Here is a 17242-nt window from a genome sequence, read left to right as displayed (position 1 = left end):
CATCTCTGGCACCGACACGCCACAACAAGATCCTTGACCAGCAGCCACGACCGCTAACTGAACGGCTTTGGCCCTAGGGCCGCAAGTCCTTACCGGCGGCGAGTTTTCCCCCGCCGGGGGGCCGGGGCCGCCTGCCCGCGACTGCTGTTGACCGTCCGGCCACGGACGATGCCGATGAACTGTTCCATGAGTTCGGTGGTCTCGTCTTCGAGCCACGACAGCGCGACGCGTGACCGCGGGGTGCCGGAGACCGGGCGGTAGGTCAGATCGCGCCGGTGGTGTAGCCGGGCGAGCGACTGCGGGACGACGACCAGCCCGGCCCCGGCCGCGACCAGTTCGATCGCGCCGGCCGTCGTGGCGGGACGCTCGATCGCGGGCAGGCCGGGCGGCCCCTCCCAGTCGAGCGTGTCGTCGAGCGGGTGGAGCAGGACTTCGCCGGCCAGATCTTCGGAGTCCACCTCGTCGGCCGCGGTGACGACGTGGTCCTTCGGCACCACGACGACGCTGGTCTCCGTGTAGAGCGGGATGGCGTGCAGGCCGGCGCGATCCGTGGGCAACCGCAGGAGCACGGCCTCGGCTTCGCCCGCGCGGACGAGGCCGGCGGCCCCGGCCGCGGGCACCTGGAGCAGCACCAGTGGCACCTCGGGCACCCGTTCGCCCCATATCCGGACCCATTTGCCGGGCGTGACGCCCGGGACATAAGCGAGCCGGAAGGTCATGCGGCCGAGACTACCGCCCGCGTACGCCGGGTCAGCCCGTGATGCTGTTCGTGCCGTCCTCGAGGTGCCCGACGTACCGGCGTGACCAGGAAGCGTCACCCTGCAACGTCACCGACACGTCGTACCAGCCGCCGCTCGTCGCGAGCGGATCGACGACGTGCACGGCCCGGCCGTGGGCGGGCACCCGGTAGGTCTTCGGCCGGTCCTTCGCGTAGTTGTCCGGCGCGACGGTGAAGGTCACTGCCGCCGGGCCGGTGTTGACCAGTTCGAGCACCAGATGCGGTTTCGGGCCGAACGCCCCGCCGTAGTACGACGCGGAGACCTCCGCCGTTTTTCCGGCCGCGGCGAGATCACCGGTGAAATGCCGGAGGAAGCGGTTCGGGCCGACGACGGTCAGGTCGTACTCGCCGCCCGTGACCTCCACCGAACCGGTCGCCGTGCGCGAGGGCGCGACGGTGTACTGCCCCGGCAGTTTCGCCGGGTAGTCGGCGAGCGTCCGCGCCGGCGCGGTGTTGTCGTACACCGAAAAGTGGCTCGCCTTGCGCACCTGCGGGCCGCTGTTGGTGAACGAGAGGTTCGCCCGGTTCCCGGTGAACCCGTCGAGGTTCGCGTTCGGCTGGTACGGCAGCGCCCTGGCCCGCCTGGTCCCGGGTTCCTGCGCCGGCATGCCGTTCGTGGTGGCCGGCGGTTGGTACGAGCCGCCGGGCGGATCCCCGATCACCGTCACCGGGGGCAGGTCCGGCAGGCCGTAGACGGGTGAGGTGAAGTCGAGGGCCGCGGTCAGGTCGCCGCAGACGCTACGCCGCCAGTCGCTGATGTTCGGGCAGATCGCCGGGGTGCCCAGTGCCATGGTCCACTTCTCCAGGAACTGGATCACCGAGGTGTGGTCGCTGACCTCGGAGGTGACCCAGCCGCCGCGCGTCCACGGCGAGAGCAGCAGCAGCGGCACCCGGAAGCCGAGGCCGACCGGGAGCGGCTGGGTGATCCCGGCGCCGGCGAGCGGGCCGGAGGTTTCGGCGTAGAACTCGTCCTTCGTGCCGGGTGCGGGCACCGGCGGCGGCACGTGGTCGAACTGCCCGTCGTTCTCGTCGTAGTTGATGATCACCAGCGTCGAGTCGAACACGCCGGGATCGGCGTTGAGCGCGTCGAGTACGCCCTTGATGTAGTAGGCCCCGTCGTTCGGCGCGCCGTCCGGGTGTTCGGAGAAGGCCTGGTTCGTCACGACCCACGACACCCGCGGCAACGTGCCCGCCAGCACGTCGGCCTTGATCGCGCTGGCGAGGTTGTCGGCGTTCGCGGAGATGCCGGTGAGCGGCTCGGGGACGTTCTTCACGCCGTTTTCGTAGAAGACGTTTCCGGGTTCCGCCGTGCCGCCCTGCGTCGGGTCGAGCTTCGCGAACGTCGCGTAGTACTCCGCGCCGTTGTCGCCGTAGTCGTCCTCGCACTGGTAGACCCGCCAGGACACGCCCGCCTTCTGCAGCGTCTCGGCGTAGGACTCCCACGGCAGGAACTTGCCCCGCTCGTCGCCGCCGTTGTAGGCGACGAAATCGCTGAACTTGCGCTGCGCGTCGATCGTGCCGCCCCACAGGTAGGTGCGGTTCGGACCGGTCGCGCTGAGCACCGAGCAGTGGTAGGCGTCGCCGACGGTGTAGAGGTCGGCCAGCGCGTAGTGGAACGGGATGTCCTTGCGCTCCAGGTAACCGAGCGTCGTCGGGCCGCCCTTGGCGTGCATCCAGCCGTTCATCAGCCCGCCGTTCCAGGCCAGGTGCTGGTCGTCCCAGCTATGCGACGTGCCGCCGTAGCCCTGGGCGCCGGTTTCGGAGTCCGGCGGCTGGTGACCCGCCGGGTAGGCGGAGACGGGGGCGGCGGCCAGCGGCCACGGGTACTGGGTCGAGGTGACCGGCGCGCCGGGCGCGGTCGCCGGCTGCCGGAACACCGGAAGGCCACCGGGGAGCGTGATCGTCGAGCGGTCGCCGAACCCGCGGACTCCCTTGAGCGAGCCGAAATAGTGGTCGAAGCTGCGGTTCTCCTGCATCAGGATCACCACATGCCGGACATCCCGCAGGTCCCCATAGGGCCGGTGGCCGGGCGAGGCCTGCGCGCCGGTGGCCGGCAGGGCCGCGTCCACCACAGCGCCACCGGTGACGGCCGCGGCGGCACCGAGAAAACCTCTACGAGACAGATCGGACATCCTATTACGCCTTCCCTGGGGTGAACAGGCGGACCGGCCGAAGCTACGTGCGCCGGACGCTGTTCGCGGGAACGAAAGCTGAACAGCCGCCGAAGCGAGCGGGAAGCAACGGATCGGAAGTCCTTGATCAAGAGGACCGAAGTCACCGGGCACCGGGGCCGTTGATCTCTGCTGCGGGCCCCCGCCGGACGGCACCATCGAACCGGGAACTGGTGAGGGAGTTTCGATGACGGAAAGCCGGACGGCGCGGCGCCCCGCGCTGATGCTGACGCTGGTGACGGTGGGGTTCGCGGTGAACTTCTGGGCGTGGGCGCTGCTGAGCCCGCTCGCCCCGCTGCTCAAGGACGCGTTGCGGCTCGACGCGTTCCAGCAGTCGCTCGTAGTGGCGGTGCCGGTAGTGGTCGGCTCGCTCGGGCGGATCCCGGTGGGCGCGCTGACCGACCGCTACGGCGGGCGCGTGATGTTGCCGCTCGTCTCGGCCGTCACCATGCTTCCGGTGCTGTACCTAGGCCTGGCCGGGCACTCCTCGCTCACGGCACTGCTGGTGGGCGGGTTCGTGCTGGGTATGGGCGGCACGTCGTTCGCGGTCGGGGTGCCGTTCGTGTCGGCCTGGTTCCCGCCGCGCCGGCGCGGCCTGGCGATCGGGATCTTCGGCGCCGGGATGGGCGGCACCGCGATCAGCGCGCTCACCACGGTCAACCTGACGACGGCGTGGGGCCTGCCGGCACCGTTCGTGGTGACCGCCGTGGTGCTCGCGGTCTATGCGGTCGTTTCCGCCCTGTGGCTGCGAGACGCGCCGGGCCGGGCCGCCCCGAGCGAATCGTTGGGCCGGCGGCTCACCGCGGCCATGCGGCTGCCGGTCACCTGGCAGGCTTCGGCGCTGTACGCGGTCCTTTTCGGCGGGTATGTGGCGTTTTCGGTCTACCTGCCCGCCTACCTGAAGACCGCGTACGGGCTGGCTCAGGTGGACGCGTCGAACCGGATGGCCGGATTCGTCGTGCTTGCGGTGCTCATGCGCCCGGCCGGTGGCTGGCTGTCGGACCGGTACGGCCCGATCCGGGTGCTGTCGTGGGTGCTGGGCGTGGTGGGGGTCGCCGCCGCCGTGCAGGCGGTCACGCCACCGCTGATGCCGTGGGGGACGGCCGCTTTCCTGGCGATGGCGGGCGCGCTCGGCGCGGGCAGCGGCGCGGTGTTCGCCCTCGTGGCGTTGCTCGCCCCACCGGACCGGGTCGGCTCGGTGACCGGGATCGTCGGCGCCGCGGGCGGGCTCGGCGGGTTCGTGCCGCCGCTGCTGATGGGCGCCCTTTACAGCGCGCTTTCCTCGTACCTGCTCGGGCTCGTGGCGCTGGCGCTGGTCGCCGTCTCCGCGCTGCTGTTCACCGTGACCGGCGTCCGGCACGCGGCGCAGACGCGCACCGAGGTGGCCTGATGTGCGAGTACTGCGGCTGCCAGGCCCTGCCTCAGATCGCGGACCTGACCGCCGAGCACGACCGCGTGGTCGCCCTGATCAGCCGGGTGCGCACCAGCGGTGACGCCGCCGAGATGGCCGAGCTCGCGCGAGAGATCGCCGCGGTGCTCGCCCCGCACACCGCGGTCGAAGAGGAAGGTCTTTTCCCGGCGCTGTCCGGCGAGTTCGGCGAACACGTCGAGGCACTGACCGCCGAGCACCGGCAGATCGAGGCGGTGCTCGCGGAGGCCGCGCACGGGGTGCCCGGTGATCCAGCCTGGCCGGGCCGGCTGCTCGGCGCGCTGCACGTGCTGCGCGAGCACATCCTCACCGAGCAGGACGGGGTTTTCCCCGCCGCGCTGGGGTTTCTGAGCACCGGAGACTGGGCCGCGGTGGACGCGGTCCGCGCCCGCGTGGGCACCACGCGGTGACACCTGCGGCATCCCGCGAGCGCTGTTACGGTCGGTGCAGCTCTCGCGATCAATCAGCAGCTACGGCGAAGGGGCCGCGATGAGTCTGGACAGCGAGGTATCCGACGCGCTCGTGCGCACCCGGCGATTCTTCACCCGGGGCGAGGTATCGCCGGATCTGCGCACGCTGTACAAGATCGGCGGCCGCCAGGCCGACGAGTTCTACCGGGATCGCTGGAGCCACGACAAGGTCGTCCGCTCCACGCACGGGGTCAACTGCACCGGGTCGTGCTCCTGGAAGGTCTACGTCAAGGACGGGATCATCACCTGGGAGGCCCAGCAGACCGACTACCCCTCGACCGGGCCGGACAGACCCGAGTACGAGCCGCGCGGCTGCCCGCGAGGCGCCGCGTTCTCGTGGTACACCTACTCGCCGACCCGCGTGCGGTACCCGTACGTGCGCGGCGTGCTGCTGGAGATGTACCGCGAGGCCAGGGCCCGCACGGGGGACCCGGTGGCGGCGTGGGCGGAGATCGTGTCCGATCCGGAGCGGGCACGGGCGTACAAGTCCGCGCGCGGCAAGGGCGGTCTGGTTCGCGCGAGCTGGGACGAGGCGGTCGAGATGATCGCCGCGGCCCATGTGCACACGATCGCCCGCTACGGCCCCGACCGGCTGGCCGGGTTCTCGCCGATCCCCGCGATGTCGATGGTGTCGCACGCCGCGGGCGCTCGGTTCTATTCGCTGCTCGGCGGCGCGATGCTGTCGTTCTACGACTGGTACGCCGACCTGCCCGTGGCTTCCCCGCAGGTCTTCGGCGACCAGACCGACGTGCCGGAGTCCGGCGACTGGTGGGACGCCGGGTACCTGATCATGTGGGGCGCCAACCTGCCGGTGACCCGGACCCCCGACGCGCACTGGATGACCGAGGCGCGCTACCGCGGCCAGAAGGTGATCGCGGTTTCGCCCGACTACGCCGACAACGTGAAGTTCGCCGACGAATGGCTCCCGGCGCAGCCGGGCACCGACGGCGCGCTCGCCATGGCGATGGGGCACGTGATCCTCACGGAGTTCTTCGTCCAGCGTGCGGTGCCGTACTTCCTCGGCTACGTCAAGCAGTACACCGATCTGCCGTTCCTGGTGCGGCTGGAGGAACGCGGAAACGGTTACGTGCCCGGGAAGTTCCTCACCGCGGAGGACCTCGGCGACACCGGCGAGAACGCGGCGTTCAAGACCGTGCTGCTGGACTCGGCGGGGAATCCGGTGGTACCGGGCGGTTCGCTCGGTTTCCGGTACGGCGAGCAGGGCGAGGGCCGGTGGAACCTCGATCTCGGGGACGTCGATCCGCTGCTGTCGGTGCTCGGCGGCGAGGCGGCCGAAGTCGAACTGCCGCGATTCGACACCCCGGACGGGGCGGCGGGCACCCTGCGGCGCGGCGTGCCGGTGCGCCGGATCGGCGGGCATCTGGTGACCACGGTGTTCGATCTCCTGCTGGCTCAGTACGGGGTGCGGCGCGACGGCCTGCCCGGGGTGTGGCCGGCCGGCTACGACGACGCGGCCGAGCCGTACACCCCGGCGTGGCAGGAGGCGATCACCGGCGTGCCCGCGCAGGCCGCGGCGCGCATCGGCCGCGAGTTCGCCGCGAACGCCGAAGAGTCCCGCGGCCGTTCGATGATCGTCATGGGCGCGGGCACCAACCACTGGTTCCACTCCGACACGATCTACCGCGCGTTCCTGACGCTGACCACGCTGACGGGCTGCCAGGGCGTCAACGGCGGTGGCTGGGCCCATTACGTCGGGCAGGAGAAGGTCCGGCCGATCACCGGGTACTCGCTGCTGGCCACGGCGTCGGACTGGCAGCGCCCGGCCCGGCAGATGATCCAGACCGCGTACTGGTACCTGCACACCGACCAGTTCCGCTACGACCCCTTCCACGCCGGCCGGTTCGCCGCGGGTGCTGGGTTCGCCGGGAAGACGACGGCGGACCTGCTCGCGCAGTCGGCGCGGATGGGCTGGATGCCCTCGTATCCGACATTCGACCGCAACCCCCTCGATCTGGCGGACGAGGCGGGGAGGACGCCCATTGGTGAGCATGTCGTGTCGGAGCTGAAGGCCGGGCGGCTGCGGTTCGCGGGTGAGGATCCGGACGCCCCGGAGAACTTCCCGCGCGTGCTGACGATCTGGCGCGCCAACCTGCTCGGGTCCTCGGCGAAGGGCAACGAATACTTCCTCAAGCATCTGCTCGGCACCGACTCCGCCGTCCGCGCCGACGAGGCGCCTGCGGACGCGCGGCCGAAAGACGTGGTGTGGCGGGAAGACGCGCCGACCGGGAAGCTGGACCTGCTGCTGACGCTGGACTTCCGGATGACGAGCACGACCGTCTACTCCGATGTAGTGCTCCCGGCGGCGACCTGGTACGAGAAACACGATCTGAGCAGCACCGACATGCACCCGTTCGTGCACTCGTTCAACGCCGCGATCAGCCCGCCGTGGCAGACCCGGACCGACTGGGACGCCTTCGGCACGATCGCGCGGGCCTTCAGCAAGCTCGCCGAGACGCATCTCGGTGTGCGCCGGGACGTCGTCGCGATGCCGTTGCTGCACGACACCCCGGACGAACTGGCGACCCCGCACGGGAAGGTGGCGGACTGGGCCGCGGGGGAGTGCGAGCCGGTACCGGGCAAGACGATGCCGAAGCTCGTGGTGGTCGAACGCGACTACCCGGCGGTCGCGGCGAAGATGGGCGCGCTCGGGCCGCTGGCCGACTCGCTCGGCGCGACCACGAAGGGCGTCACGTTCGAGCTCGGCCAGGGCGTCGAGTACCTGCGGCACAAGAACGGCACCGTCCGAAGTGGACCGGCGGCTGGCCGCCCGTCGCTCGCGCGGGACGTCAACGCGTGCGAGGCGATCCTCGCGCTGTCCGGCACCACGAACGGGCACCTTGCCACGCAAGGGTTCCACACCCTGGAGAAGCGCACCGGGACCAGGCTCGCGGATCTCGCGGGCGAGCACGAGGGCAAGCAGATCACCTTCGCCGACACGCAGGTGGCGCCCACGCCGGTGATCACCTCGCCGGAGTGGTCGGGTTCGGAGACCGGTGGCCGCCGCTACTCGCCGTTCACCATCAACGTGGAGCGCCGCAAGCCCTGGCACACCCTCACCGGCCGGCAGCATTTCTTCCTCGACCACGACTGGATGGCCGAACTGGGGGAGGGGCTGCCGGTGTTCCGCCCGCCCCTGCGGATGGACGCGCTCTTCGGCGAGCCGCGCGTCGGGGAGAACGGGGAGCTGGGCGTGGCGGTGCGGTACCTGACCCCGCATTCGAAGTGGTCGATCCACTCCGAATACCAGGACAACCTGTTCATGCTGAGCCTGTCCCGCGGTGGCCCGACGATCTGGATGTCCCAAGAGGACGCGGCGAAGGTCGGGGTCGCCGACAACGAATGGATCGAGGCGGTCAACCGCAACGGCGTGGTGGTCGCCAGGGCGGTGGTGTCGCACCGGATGCCGGAAGGGACCGTCTACATGTACCACGCACAGGACCGGCTGATCGACGTGCCGCGCAGCGAGACGAGCGGCCGCCGCGGCGGGATCCACAACTCGCTGACCCGGCTGCTGATCAAACCGACACACCTGATCGGCGGGTACGCTCAGCTGTCCTTCGCCTTCAACTACCTCGGCCCGACGGGCAACCAGCGCGACGAGGTGACCGTGATCCGCCGCAGGAGCCAGGAGGTGGAGTACTGATGCGTGTTATGGCCCAGATGGCGATGGTGATGAACCTCGACAAGTGCATCGGCTGCCACACCTGCTCGGTCACCTGCAAGCAGGCGTGGACCAACCGGTCCGGTACCGAGTACGTCTGGTTCAACAACGTGGAAACCCGGCCGGGGCAGGGATATCCGCGTACCTACGAGGACCAGGAGCGCTGGCGCGGCGGGTGGACGCTGAACAGGCGCGGCCGGCTGGCGCTCAAGGGCGGCGGCCGGTTCCGCAAGCTGCTCACGATCTTCGCGAACCCGAAACTGCCGGGGATCGACGACTACTACGAGCCGTGGACCTACGACTACGAGAACCTCACCAGCGCCCCGCTGGCCGAGCACACCCCGGTGGCCCGGCCGCGGTCGCTGATCAGCGGGGAGAACACGAAGATCTCGTGGTCGGCCAACTGGGACGACGACCTCGGCGGCGCGCCCGACCTCGCGCGCGCCGATCCGGTGCTGAAGAACATCTCGGACAAGGTGAAGTTCGAGTTCGACCGCACCTTCATGTTCTACCTGCCGCGGATCTGCGAGCACTGCCTCAACCCGTCGTGCGTCGCATCCTGCCCTTCGGGCGCGTTGTACAAGCGCAGTGAGGACGGCATCGTGCTGGTGGACCAGGATCGCTGCCGCGGCTGGCGGATGTGCGTGTCCGGCTGCCCGTACAAGAAGGTGTACTTCAACCACCGCACGGGCAAGGCCGAGAAGTGCACGTTCTGCTTCCCGCGCGTCGAGGTCGGTATCCCGACGGTCTGCGCGGAGACGTGCGTCGGGCGGCTGCGCTACATCGGGCTGATGCTCTACGACGCAGACAAGGTGCTCGCGGCCGCGTCCACAAAGGATGATCAGGATCTGTACGAGGCGCAGCGGGGCGTCTTCCTCGACCCGCACGACCCCGAGGTGATCCACGAAGCCGAGCGCGCGGGCATCCAGCGCGACTGGATCGAGGCGGCGCAACGCTCCCCGGTCTACAAGCTGATCAACACCTACCGGATCGCGCTGCCGCTGCATCCGGAGTACCGCACGCTGCCGATGGTGTGGTACATCCCGCCGCTGTCCCCGGTCGTCGACGTCGTGCGCGACACCGGGCACGACGCGGAGGATCACGGCAACCTGTTCGCCGCGATCGAGGCGCTGCGCATCCCGGTGGAGTACCTGGCCGAACTGTTCACCGCGGGCGACACCGCGCCGGTGGACGCCGTGCTGCGCAGGCTCGCGGCCATGCGCTCGTTCATGCGCGACATCAACCTCGGCCGGGAACCGCGCGAGGAGATCGTGGCGAAGGTCGGCATGGGCGCGGAAGACGTCTACGACATGTACCGGCTGCTCGCGCTCGCCAAGTACGACGAGCGGTACGTGATCCCGCCCGCGCACGCCGAACAGGCACACGGCCTCGAAGAGCTGGCCACCGAGTGCAGCCTCGACTACGACGGCGGACCCGGCATGACCGGGCCCTTCGGGGAAGGTTCCGGCGGCGCGTCGCCGATCGCGGTGGAGAACTTCCGGATGCTGCAGCACCGGCAGACCTCCGACACGGTCGCGGCCCCGGTACACAAGGAGAGCCGGGTCAACCTGCTCAACTGGGACGGGAAGGGCAGGCCCGATGGCCTGTTCCCGCCGCGGAACGAGGGATCATGAACGCGACCGCGTGGCAGGCGCAGTCCCTGCTGCTGGATTACCCGGCCCCGGCGCTGCCCGAGCGGATGCCGCTGCTGCGGGAGGTCGCCCGCGGCCTGCCCGAACCCGTCGGCGCGCCACTCGTGTCCTTTTTGGACCACTGTGCCGCGACGCCACTGTCCATATTGGCCGAAGACTACGTGGCGACCTTCGACCACCGGAAGCTCGGCAGCCTGTACCTGACCTACTACAGCTACGGCGACACCCGCAAACGCGGGATGGCGCTGCTGCGCTTCACCCACGCCTACCGTGCGGCCGGGCTCGAGCTGGCCGAGTCCGAACTGCCCGACCACCTCGCGGTCGTGCTGGAATTCGCCGCGGGCGCTCCGGAGGCCGGGACGCGGCTGCTCACCGAGCACCGCGCGGGACTCGAACTGCTTCGCCTGGGGCTGCGCGAGACCGGCTCGCCGTGGGCGCCGGTGCTCGACTCTGTCTCGGCGACCCTGCCGCCCCTGCGCGGCCGCGACCATGACGCGGTCGCGCGGCTGGTCGCGCAGGGGCCGCCGGAGGAAGAAGTCGGGCTTGAACCTTTCGGAGGCGTCGTATGAGTGTGCTGGACGCTCTGCTGTGGATCGCGATCCCGTACGTGTCGATCGCGATCTTCGTGGTGGGCCACTACTGGCGCTACCGCTACGACAAGTTCGGCTGGACCACCCGGTCCTCGCAGCTGTACGAGCGGCGGCTGCTGCGGCTGGGCAGCCCGCTGTTCCACTTCGGCGTTCTGTTCGTCGTGCTCGGCCACGTCGTGGGGCTGCTGATTCCCGAAAACTGGACCGAGGCGCTCGGGATCAGCGAAACCGCCTACCACGCCGGCGCGTTCACGCTCGGCACCGTCGCGGGCGTGTGCACGCTCGGCGGGGCGGCGATCCTGATCTACCGGCGCCGCACCGTCGGCCCGGTGTTCTCGGCGACCACCCGCAACGACAAGGTCATGTACGTGCTGCTGATCGGCACGATCCTGCTGGGGCTGGGCACGACGGTGCTCGGCAACGTCACCGGTCATCCGCACGACTACCGCGAAACCGTCGCGCCGTGGTTCCGCTCGGTCTTCTACCTGCATCCCGAGACCGCGCTGATCAAGCAGGCGCCGTGGGGGTTCCGGGCGCACGTGATCGCCGCGTGGGTGCTGTTCGCGTTCTGGCCGTTCAGCCGGCTGGTCCACGTGTTCTCGATGCCGCTGGGCTACCTGACGCGGCCCTACATCGTCTACCGCAGCCGGGACGCCCGGCTCGGCGCCCGCGCGCCGCGGAGGGGATGGGAGAAGGTGCCGTGACGGGCCGGTCAGCGCCGCGGCGGCGCGGTTTCCAGGTGGTGTTTCAGCCTGCGCCAGTTGGTCTTCTCCTGCCGGGCACCCACCGGCCGCAGCGCCAGCGCGAGCAGTTTCGCGGCGCCGTGTGGCCGCAGCTGCCAGGACCAGTGGAGCCGGGTGCCCGCCGGCACGGGCTGGAACGTCAGTGTGCCGGTGATCTCGGTGTTCGCCATCTGCGTCACCGAGGAGAGCCGGGCGGGCCGGTCGAAAGCGGTGTACTCGACCTGCCCGCGCAGCGGACGGCCCCACGTTTTCATGGTGGTGACGAACCGGGTGCCCACGCCGAGCGGCCCCGCGGTCACCTTCTCCGCGCGGACCATGCCGGGGTTGTAGGCGGGTTCGTTGGTCTCGTCGGCCACGAAGTCGAAAACCTCCCCGACGGGGCGCGCGATCACGATCTCATCTTCGATCTGCCACATGGTGCCCGATGCTCGGCGGCGGGCACGGTTTCGCCAAGGGGCGAAGGACCTCAGAACCGGGAGCGTGTGCCGTGACGGATACCGGAGTGCGGCTCGAGGCACTTGTCGCCGAACTGCTGGAGCAGGCGCGAGGTCACCATTCCCAGCGCGCCGCGCGGACGATCGCCTCGGGCACGTCGCTGCGGGCCACGGTCATCGCGCTGGCGTCCGGCGCCGCGGTCGCCGACCACGACGCCCCGGCGGCCGCGACCCTGCAGGTGCTCACCGGCCGGGTGCGCGTGCACACCGATGACCGCGAGTGGATCCTGGAGACCGGCGAACTGCTGTCGCTGCCACCGCAACGGCACGGGCTCGACGCGCTGACCGATGCCGCCGTGCTGCTCACCGTGGCGCTGCGATGATCCCCTCAGTTGCCGGAGGGTTGCCTGGATGACGGACGTGACGATCCCGGCCGCCGGCGGCCCGCTGCCCGGTTACCTCGCCGCGCCGGAAGGGGCCGGGCCGTGGCCGGGCGTCGTGGTGGTTCACGATGCGGCCGGGATGAGCGAGGACCTGCGGCATCAGGCGGAGTGGCTGGCTTCGGCCGGTTTTCTCGCGCTGGCACCGGATCTGTTCCGTGGCGGACGGCCGGTCAGGTGCCTGCGCGCGTTCATCCGCGATGCCCGCGCCCGGCGCGGGCCCGCGTTCGATGATCTCGAAGCGGCGCGAGAGTTCCTGCTCGCCCGCACCGACTGCAGCGGGAAGATCGGCGTCATCGGGTACTGCATGGGCGGCGGCTTCGCCTTGCTGCTCGCGCCCGGCCACGGCTACTCCGCCGCGAGCGTGAACTACGGGACCGTGCCCGGCGACGCGGGGAGCCTGCTGCGAGGGGCCTGCCCGATCGTGGGCAGCTTCGGTGCCAAGGACCACACACCCGGAGCGCGCGGGGCCGCCGCCCGGCTGGAGACGGCGCTCACGGCGGCGGGCGTGGACCACGACATCGTCGAATATCCCGACGCCGGGCACGCGTTCCTCAACGACCACCATGACCTGATGTCGAAGCTGATGCGCGTCGCCCGGATCGGTTACCACGACGTGTCCGCCCGTGACGCCCGCCACCGGATCGCGGCCTTCTTCCACACCCATCTCGGCCAGGGCTGACAGGCAGGGGCCAAAGTCCCCGAAGCGAGGCCACCGTGCCCTCCCGCGCGGGCCGGGCGCCAGGCGAGGCTGGCCGTAGTTTTCCGGGTGAGGCGAGGTGAAACACGGATGAAGGTCCTGGTATGCGCCGCCAGCAGACATGGCGCGACGTTCGAGATCGCGGAGGAGATCGGGTTCCGGCTCGGCGAGGCGCTCGGCCTGCTCGGCGAACCGGCGGGCGTCAGCGTGTGCCGGGCGGAAACCGTCAGCACGGTGCGCGGCTACGACGCGGCCGTGCTCGGCAGCGCCGTGTACGAGCGGCGGTGGGTGGAATCGGCCCGGCAACTGGTCGATCAGGCCGGAGACGATCTCGCGCTGATGCCGGTCTGGCTGTTCTCCGTCGGCGCGGTCGGTTCCCCGCTCGCGGTCGTGCAGGACCCGGCGGAACTGGGCGAGGTGCGCGGCCGGACCCGGGCGTATGAGCACCGGACGTTCGTGGGCCGGGTGGACTGGCCGCGCCTGGCGACCGACGAGCGCGCCGCGGCGGTCTCCCTGCAGGTCGGCACGGGCGACTACCGGAACTGGCTGGAGATCCGCAACTGGGCCTACACCATCGCGACGACCTTGCGGGCGGCGCAGGAGATGTCCCCGCCGCTCGCGTCCCCCGCACTGGCGAGCCGGCGATGACTACCTGGCTGAAGCGCGAGTGGCGGCTCCTGCGGGCGGGGAACAGCCCGCTCGCGGGCCGCTGGGAGCGGATCGAGGCGAGGTTCCTCGCGGTCGCGATCGTGCTGAGCGTGCTGGCGCTGCCGGTCGCGGCGCTGGTCGGTTCGACTGTCTACAACGCACAGGTTCTGCTCGGCGAACGCCAGTCCGACGTCCGGCATCAGGCGACCGCGGTCACCGTCGACGAGGCGCCGCCCGCCGCGGCGGTGGCGGGCGATGTGGTGACCTTTCAGCTTGAGCAGGTCACCGTCCGCTGGACGCTGCCCGGTGGCGAAGCACGGACCGGGACCACGGCCGTCGAGCCGGGGACCGCGGCCGGGACGGCCGTGCCGGTCTGGCTGGACGCCGCCGGTGGCCTGACCGCGAGGCCGGTCTCGCCCGCTGACGCGGCCGGTATCGCGACCGCGGCGGGCGCGCTGGTCGCGTTCGTGGCCGCCGTCGCGGCGGCAATGCTGATCACCGGGGCCCGCCTGGTCTTCGGCCGGCTGCGCCAGGCGAGCCTGGCCCGCGAATGGGAACGGTTCGGCCGCGACTCGAGCCGGTACTGAGCGGGGAGGGCGGATGGAGATCATCGCCGTACCGGTGCGCAGGCCGGAGGGGCTCAACGTCGTGCTGGGGCAGGCGCATTTCATCAAGACGGTCGAGGACCTGCACGAAGCGCTCGCCGGGACGAGCCCGCATCTCAAGTTCGGCCTCGCCTTCTGCGAAGCCTCCGGCCCGCGCCTGGTGCGCCGGTCCGGCAACGATCCCGAACTGGTCGAGCTGGCCGTGCGCAACGCGCTCGCGATCGGCGCCGGGCACTCGTTCGTCGTGTTCCTCAGAGAGGGCTTCCCGGTCAACGTGCTCGGCGCGCTGCGGGCAGTGCCGGAGGTGTGCGGGATCTTCTGCGCCACGGCGAACGAGGTCGAGGTGCTCGTCGCCGAGACGGCGCTGGGCCGCGGCATCGTCGGTGTCGTGGACGGCGCGTCACCGGCCGGGGTCGAAACCGAAGCCGACGAAGCCGATCGCCGCGCGCTGTTGCGGCGGATCGGGTACAAGCTGTGACCGCGCTGCACACGGATCTGTACGAGATCCGGATGGCCGCGAGCTACCTGCGCCGCGGGATGACCGAACCGGCCGTCTTCAGCCTGTTCGCGCGCCGGCTCCCGCGGCACCGCGGGTTCCTCGTCGCCGCCGGCCTGGCCGAGGCGCTGGACTTCCTCGCCGGTTTCGCCTTCGACCACGAGGAACTGGCCTACCTGCGCCAAGTCGTGGGCCTGCCACAGTCCGATGTGGACGAACTGGCCGGCATGCGGTTCACCGGCGAAGCGTGGGCCGTGCCCGAGGGCACGGTGGTGCACGCGGACGAGCCGCTCCTGGAGATCACCGCTCCGCTCCCGCAGGCACAGCTGATCGAGACCGCGATGCTGAACTTCCTCACGTTCGGCACGACGGTCGCGAGCAAGGCGGTCCGCTGCCGCCTGGCGGCCGGGGGAGCGGACCTCGTGGACTTCGCCGCCCGCCGGACCCAGGGCACGGACGCGGCCTTCACCGTGGCCCGCCTCACCGCGCTCGCGGGGTTCTCCGGGACGAGCCATGTGGCGTCGGCGCTGCGCTACGGCCTGCGGCCGGTCGGCACGATGGCGCATTCCTACGTGCAGGCGTTCGGCGACGAGCGCTCGGCCTTCGAAGCCTTCGCCGAGGATTTTCCCGTGGCGCCGGTATTCCTCGTCGACACCTACGACACGATCGCGGGCGTGGAACAGGCCATCGAGGTCGCCCGGCGCGCCGGGCTCCCGGCCGAACGGGTGGGCATCCGGCTGGATTCGGGCGACCTGCTGGAGCTGTCCCGCCGGGCCCGCGTGCTGCTGGACGAAGCCGGTCTCACCGGCGCGCGCATCATGGCCAGCGGCAGCCTCGACGAGTACGCGCTCGCGGAGCTCACCGCGGCCGGGGCGCCCATCGACTCCTACGGCGTCGGCACGAAGGTCGGTGTGTCCGCGGACGCGCCCTACCTCGACAGCGCCTACAAACTCGTCGAGTACGCGGGGCGTCCGGTGATGAAACTGTCGCCGGGCAAGGCGACCCTGCCCGGCGCCAAGCAGGTCTACCGGGGCGCCGACGGCGACGTGCTGGCGCTGCGCGACGAGGAACCGCCACCCGGGCACCGGCCACTGCTCGAACCGGTTCTGCGAGCGGGCCGGCGGGTTCCGGGCCGGCACACGCCGGCCGACGCCCGGGAACGCCTGGAGCACGACCTCGCCGCGCTACCTCCCGGGGCGCGGCGGCTGCGCGAGCCGGACCGGACGCAGGTCCGGCTCTCCGCCGCACTGACCGGACTGGCCGCGCGGACCCGGCTCGCGCATCCGGTGCGTCACTGACGCACCGCGACCGGCGCCATGGCTTCCCAGCGGTCCGCGAGCCGCTCCTCGAGCTGGCGCATCGTGGTGTACTCGAGGTCTTCCAGCGCGAGGCGGTGCGGCTCGAACGGGCCGTGGCGGCGCAGGTAGTCCATCATCTCGTTGGCCTGCGCGCGGGCGCGGTCGAACGACGGGTCGTCGAACAGGTCGCGCGGCCCGACGAGCTTCCCGTCCTTGATCTGGAAGCCGAGTGCCACGATGCGCGGCGGGCCGTCGAACCGGGCCGGATGGGCCTGGGCGATCGACACCGGCATGATCGGCGCGTGGTGCGAGCCGCGCATGCAGCCCGCGACGGAGTACGGGAACGCGAACGGTTCGAGGACCTCACCGACGGCGGGCAGCCCGGACTGCGCGCGCACGATCATCACCGGATCGTCCTTGCCCACGTACTTGCCGGCGATCAGCGACAGCCGCTGCGTCGAGGTCGCGGCGGCCTGCTCGCCGAGCGTCTTCGAGTGGACACTGTGGACGACGTAGCGCGCCGGGGCGCCGATGTACATGAGCAGGTCGTAAAGCTGCGCCGGGGCGTCGAACACGATCCGCTTCTCCTCGTACAGGTCGTAGACCTCGAACGAGAACCCGGCGTGCATCTTCGAGTCGATGACCAGGCCGGCGGTGTTGAACGGGTCGGCGAACATCTTGTACAGCGGCAGGTTCCACGCGCCGGGCTCGGTCTTGTCGGCCAGGAAGCAGATCACCGGTTCGCTCGGGCGCTCGGTGAACTCGAGCTCCGCGTAGCCGGGACCCATCCCGCGCAGGTTCCCGCTGAAGGCGTCCGAAAGCAGGTCCTGCCCGGCGCCGTAGAGGCCGAGCCGCTTGGCGATCGTGGTGGTCTGGCCGAACAGGTGCCAGGCGAAGGAGTGCACGGGCTCGGCGTCGGGGCCGTGCTCGTGGGTCATGATGAGCGAGATGTCGTCGCCGCAGCTCGAAGCGTGCCCGTCGATCAGCAACCCGTCCCCGATCGCCTCCCGCAGCGCTTCGCTCGCCGCAGCGAGCATGTCCGGGTGGACGCTGGAATGGCCGACGAAGCCGCCCGTGTCGGCCTTGATGATGCTCAGTGTGGTCAT

At 70.8% G+C, this 17242-nt stretch carries 16 protein-coding genes; 12 read left to right on the top strand and 4 right to left on the bottom strand.

The genetic code is table 11. The features are described 5' to 3' along the window. Positions 1-89: 89 nt before the first annotated feature. Positions 90-719 (bottom strand): LysR substrate-binding domain-containing protein, encoded by a 630-nt coding sequence (locus FG385_RS31010; RefSeq protein ID WP_139100357.1) that lies wholly within the window; start codon positions 717-719, stop codon positions 90-92. 31 nt (positions 720-750) lie between these two features. Beyond that, positions 751-2910 carry a phosphocholine-specific phospholipase C gene (locus tag FG385_RS31005; RefSeq protein WP_139100356.1) on the bottom strand — a complete coding sequence of 720 codons (2160 nt, stop codon included), beginning with the start codon at positions 2908-2910 and terminating at the stop codon, positions 751-753. Between the two features lie 226 nt (positions 2911-3136). Here FG385_RS31005 and FG385_RS31000 point away from each other — a divergent pair, with 226 nt between their 5' ends. From FG385_RS31000 to narI, 6 genes are all read left to right on the top strand, one after another. Further along, entirely contained in the window at positions 3137-4339 is a 1203-nt protein-coding gene (locus FG385_RS31000) for an MFS transporter (protein WP_235022899.1), read from the top strand. Further along, on the top strand, positions 4339-4788 hold the full coding sequence (locus FG385_RS30995) for a hemerythrin domain-containing protein (protein ID WP_139100355.1): 450 nt from the start codon (positions 4339-4341) through the stop codon (positions 4786-4788). The genes FG385_RS31000 and FG385_RS30995 overlap by 1 nt, the downstream gene beginning before the upstream one ends. Positions 4789-4867: 79 nt before the next feature. Beyond that, positions 4868-8512: a nitrate reductase subunit alpha gene (locus FG385_RS30990; RefSeq protein ID WP_139100354.1), complete on the top strand. Its 3645-nt coding sequence runs from the start codon at positions 4868-4870 to the stop codon at positions 8510-8512. Continuing rightward, entirely contained in the window at positions 8512-10164 is a 1653-nt protein-coding gene (gene narH, locus FG385_RS30985; protein WP_139100353.1) for a nitrate reductase subunit beta, read from the top strand. The genes FG385_RS30990 and narH overlap by 1 nt, the downstream gene beginning before the upstream one ends. Then, positions 10161-10751, top strand: a complete 591-nt coding sequence (gene narJ / locus FG385_RS30980) for a nitrate reductase molybdenum cofactor assembly chaperone (RefSeq protein ID WP_139100352.1) — start codon at positions 10161-10163, stop codon at positions 10749-10751. Before narH ends, narJ begins: the two co-directional genes overlap by 4 nt. Continuing rightward, the gene (gene narI, locus FG385_RS30975) at positions 10748-11476 is read left to right on the top strand and encodes a respiratory nitrate reductase subunit gamma (RefSeq protein WP_139100351.1); all 729 of its coding nucleotides are present in this window, start codon (positions 10748-10750) and stop codon (positions 11474-11476) included. The genes narJ and narI overlap by 4 nt, the downstream gene beginning before the upstream one ends. Before the next feature lie 8 nt (positions 11477-11484). Here narI and FG385_RS30970 read toward each other — a convergent pair whose 3' ends face one another. Further along, positions 11485-11931, bottom strand: coding sequence for an SRPBCC family protein (locus FG385_RS30970; protein ID WP_139100350.1), 447 nt, complete (start codon positions 11929-11931; stop codon positions 11485-11487). A gap of 71 nt (positions 11932-12002) precedes the next feature. Between FG385_RS30970 and FG385_RS30965 the strand changes: the two genes are divergently transcribed. The 6 genes from FG385_RS30965 to FG385_RS30940 all read left to right on the top strand — a co-directional run bounded on the left by FG385_RS30965 (position 12003) and on the right by FG385_RS30940 (position 16136). Beyond that, a complete protein-coding gene (locus tag FG385_RS30965) occupies positions 12003-12332 on the top strand; it encodes a cupin domain-containing protein (protein ID WP_139100349.1) in 330 nt (109 codons plus the stop codon). Between the two features lie 28 nt (positions 12333-12360). After that, positions 12361-13071 (top strand): dienelactone hydrolase family protein, encoded by a 711-nt coding sequence (locus tag FG385_RS30960; RefSeq protein WP_139100348.1) that lies wholly within the window; start codon positions 12361-12363, stop codon positions 13069-13071. A 108-nt stretch (positions 13072-13179) separates the two neighbouring features. Next, positions 13180-13737 (top strand): flavodoxin domain-containing protein, encoded by a 558-nt coding sequence (locus FG385_RS30955; protein ID WP_139100347.1) that lies wholly within the window; start codon positions 13180-13182, stop codon positions 13735-13737. Further along, positions 13734-14324, top strand: a complete 591-nt coding sequence (locus tag FG385_RS30950) for an Rv1733c family protein (protein WP_139100346.1) — start codon at positions 13734-13736, stop codon at positions 14322-14324. Before FG385_RS30955 ends, FG385_RS30950 begins: the two co-directional genes overlap by 4 nt. A 13-nt stretch (positions 14325-14337) precedes the next feature. Beyond that, complete coding sequence (locus FG385_RS30945) at positions 14338-14820, top strand: adenosine-specific kinase (RefSeq protein WP_139100345.1); 483 nt, start codon at positions 14338-14340, stop codon at positions 14818-14820. Continuing rightward, positions 14817-16136 carry a nicotinate phosphoribosyltransferase gene (locus FG385_RS30940; RefSeq protein WP_139100344.1) on the top strand — a complete coding sequence of 440 codons (1320 nt, stop codon included), beginning with the start codon at positions 14817-14819 and terminating at the stop codon, positions 16134-16136. The genes FG385_RS30945 and FG385_RS30940 overlap by 4 nt, the downstream gene beginning before the upstream one ends. Here FG385_RS30940 and fbp read toward each other — a convergent pair. Beyond that, positions 16130-17242 (bottom strand): fructose-1,6-bisphosphate aldolase/phosphatase, encoded by a 1113-nt coding sequence (fbp, locus tag FG385_RS30935; RefSeq protein WP_139100343.1) that lies wholly within the window; start codon positions 17240-17242, stop codon positions 16130-16132. The two genes, FG385_RS30940 and fbp, sit on opposite strands and share 7 nt — an antisense overlap.

It is taken from the genome of Amycolatopsis alkalitolerans (genome assembly GCF_006152065.1).
GTDB classification, from domain to species: domain Bacteria; phylum Actinomycetota; class Actinomycetes; order Mycobacteriales; family Pseudonocardiaceae; genus Amycolatopsis_E; species Amycolatopsis_E alkalitolerans.
The sequence above is the reverse complement of the archived record's forward strand: the minus strand, read 5'-3'. Positions and strand labels throughout refer to the sequence as shown.

Bases quoted from the DNA above. Each gene is read 5' to 3' on its own strand.
- FG385_RS31010 (WP_139100357.1), bottom strand. From the start codon at position 719: ATGACCTTCCGGCTCGCTTATGTCCCGGGCGTCACGCCCGGCAAATGG.
- FG385_RS31005 (WP_139100356.1), bottom strand. From the start codon at position 2,910: ATGTCCGATCTGTCTCGTAGAGGTTTTCTCGGTGCCGCCGCGGCCGTC.
- FG385_RS31000 (WP_235022899.1), top strand. From the start codon at position 3,137: ATGACGGAAAGCCGGACGGCGCGGCGCCCCGCGCTGATGCTGACGCTG.
- FG385_RS30995 (WP_139100355.1), top strand. From the start codon at position 4,339: ATGTGCGAGTACTGCGGCTGCCAGGCCCTGCCTCAGATCGCGGACCTG.
- FG385_RS30990 (WP_139100354.1), top strand. From the start codon at position 4,868: ATGAGTCTGGACAGCGAGGTATCCGACGCGCTCGTGCGCACCCGGCGA.
- narH (WP_139100353.1), top strand. From the start codon at position 8,512: ATGCGTGTTATGGCCCAGATGGCGATGGTGATGAACCTCGACAAGTGC.
- narJ (WP_139100352.1), top strand. From the start codon at position 10,161: ATGAACGCGACCGCGTGGCAGGCGCAGTCCCTGCTGCTGGATTACCCG.
- narI (WP_139100351.1), top strand. From the start codon at position 10,748: ATGAGTGTGCTGGACGCTCTGCTGTGGATCGCGATCCCGTACGTGTCG.
- FG385_RS30970 (WP_139100350.1), bottom strand. From the start codon at position 11,931: ATGTGGCAGATCGAAGATGAGATCGTGATCGCGCGCCCCGTCGGGGAG.
- FG385_RS30960 (WP_139100348.1), top strand. From the start codon at position 12,361: ATGACGGACGTGACGATCCCGGCCGCCGGCGGCCCGCTGCCCGGTTAC.
- FG385_RS30955 (WP_139100347.1), top strand. From the start codon at position 13,180: ATGAAGGTCCTGGTATGCGCCGCCAGCAGACATGGCGCGACGTTCGAG.
- FG385_RS30950 (WP_139100346.1), top strand. From the start codon at position 13,734: ATGACTACCTGGCTGAAGCGCGAGTGGCGGCTCCTGCGGGCGGGGAAC.
- FG385_RS30945 (WP_139100345.1), top strand. From the start codon at position 14,338: ATGGAGATCATCGCCGTACCGGTGCGCAGGCCGGAGGGGCTCAACGTC.
- fbp (WP_139100343.1), bottom strand. From the start codon at position 17,242: ATGACCACACTGAGCATCATCAAGGCCGACACGGGCGGCTTCGTCGGC.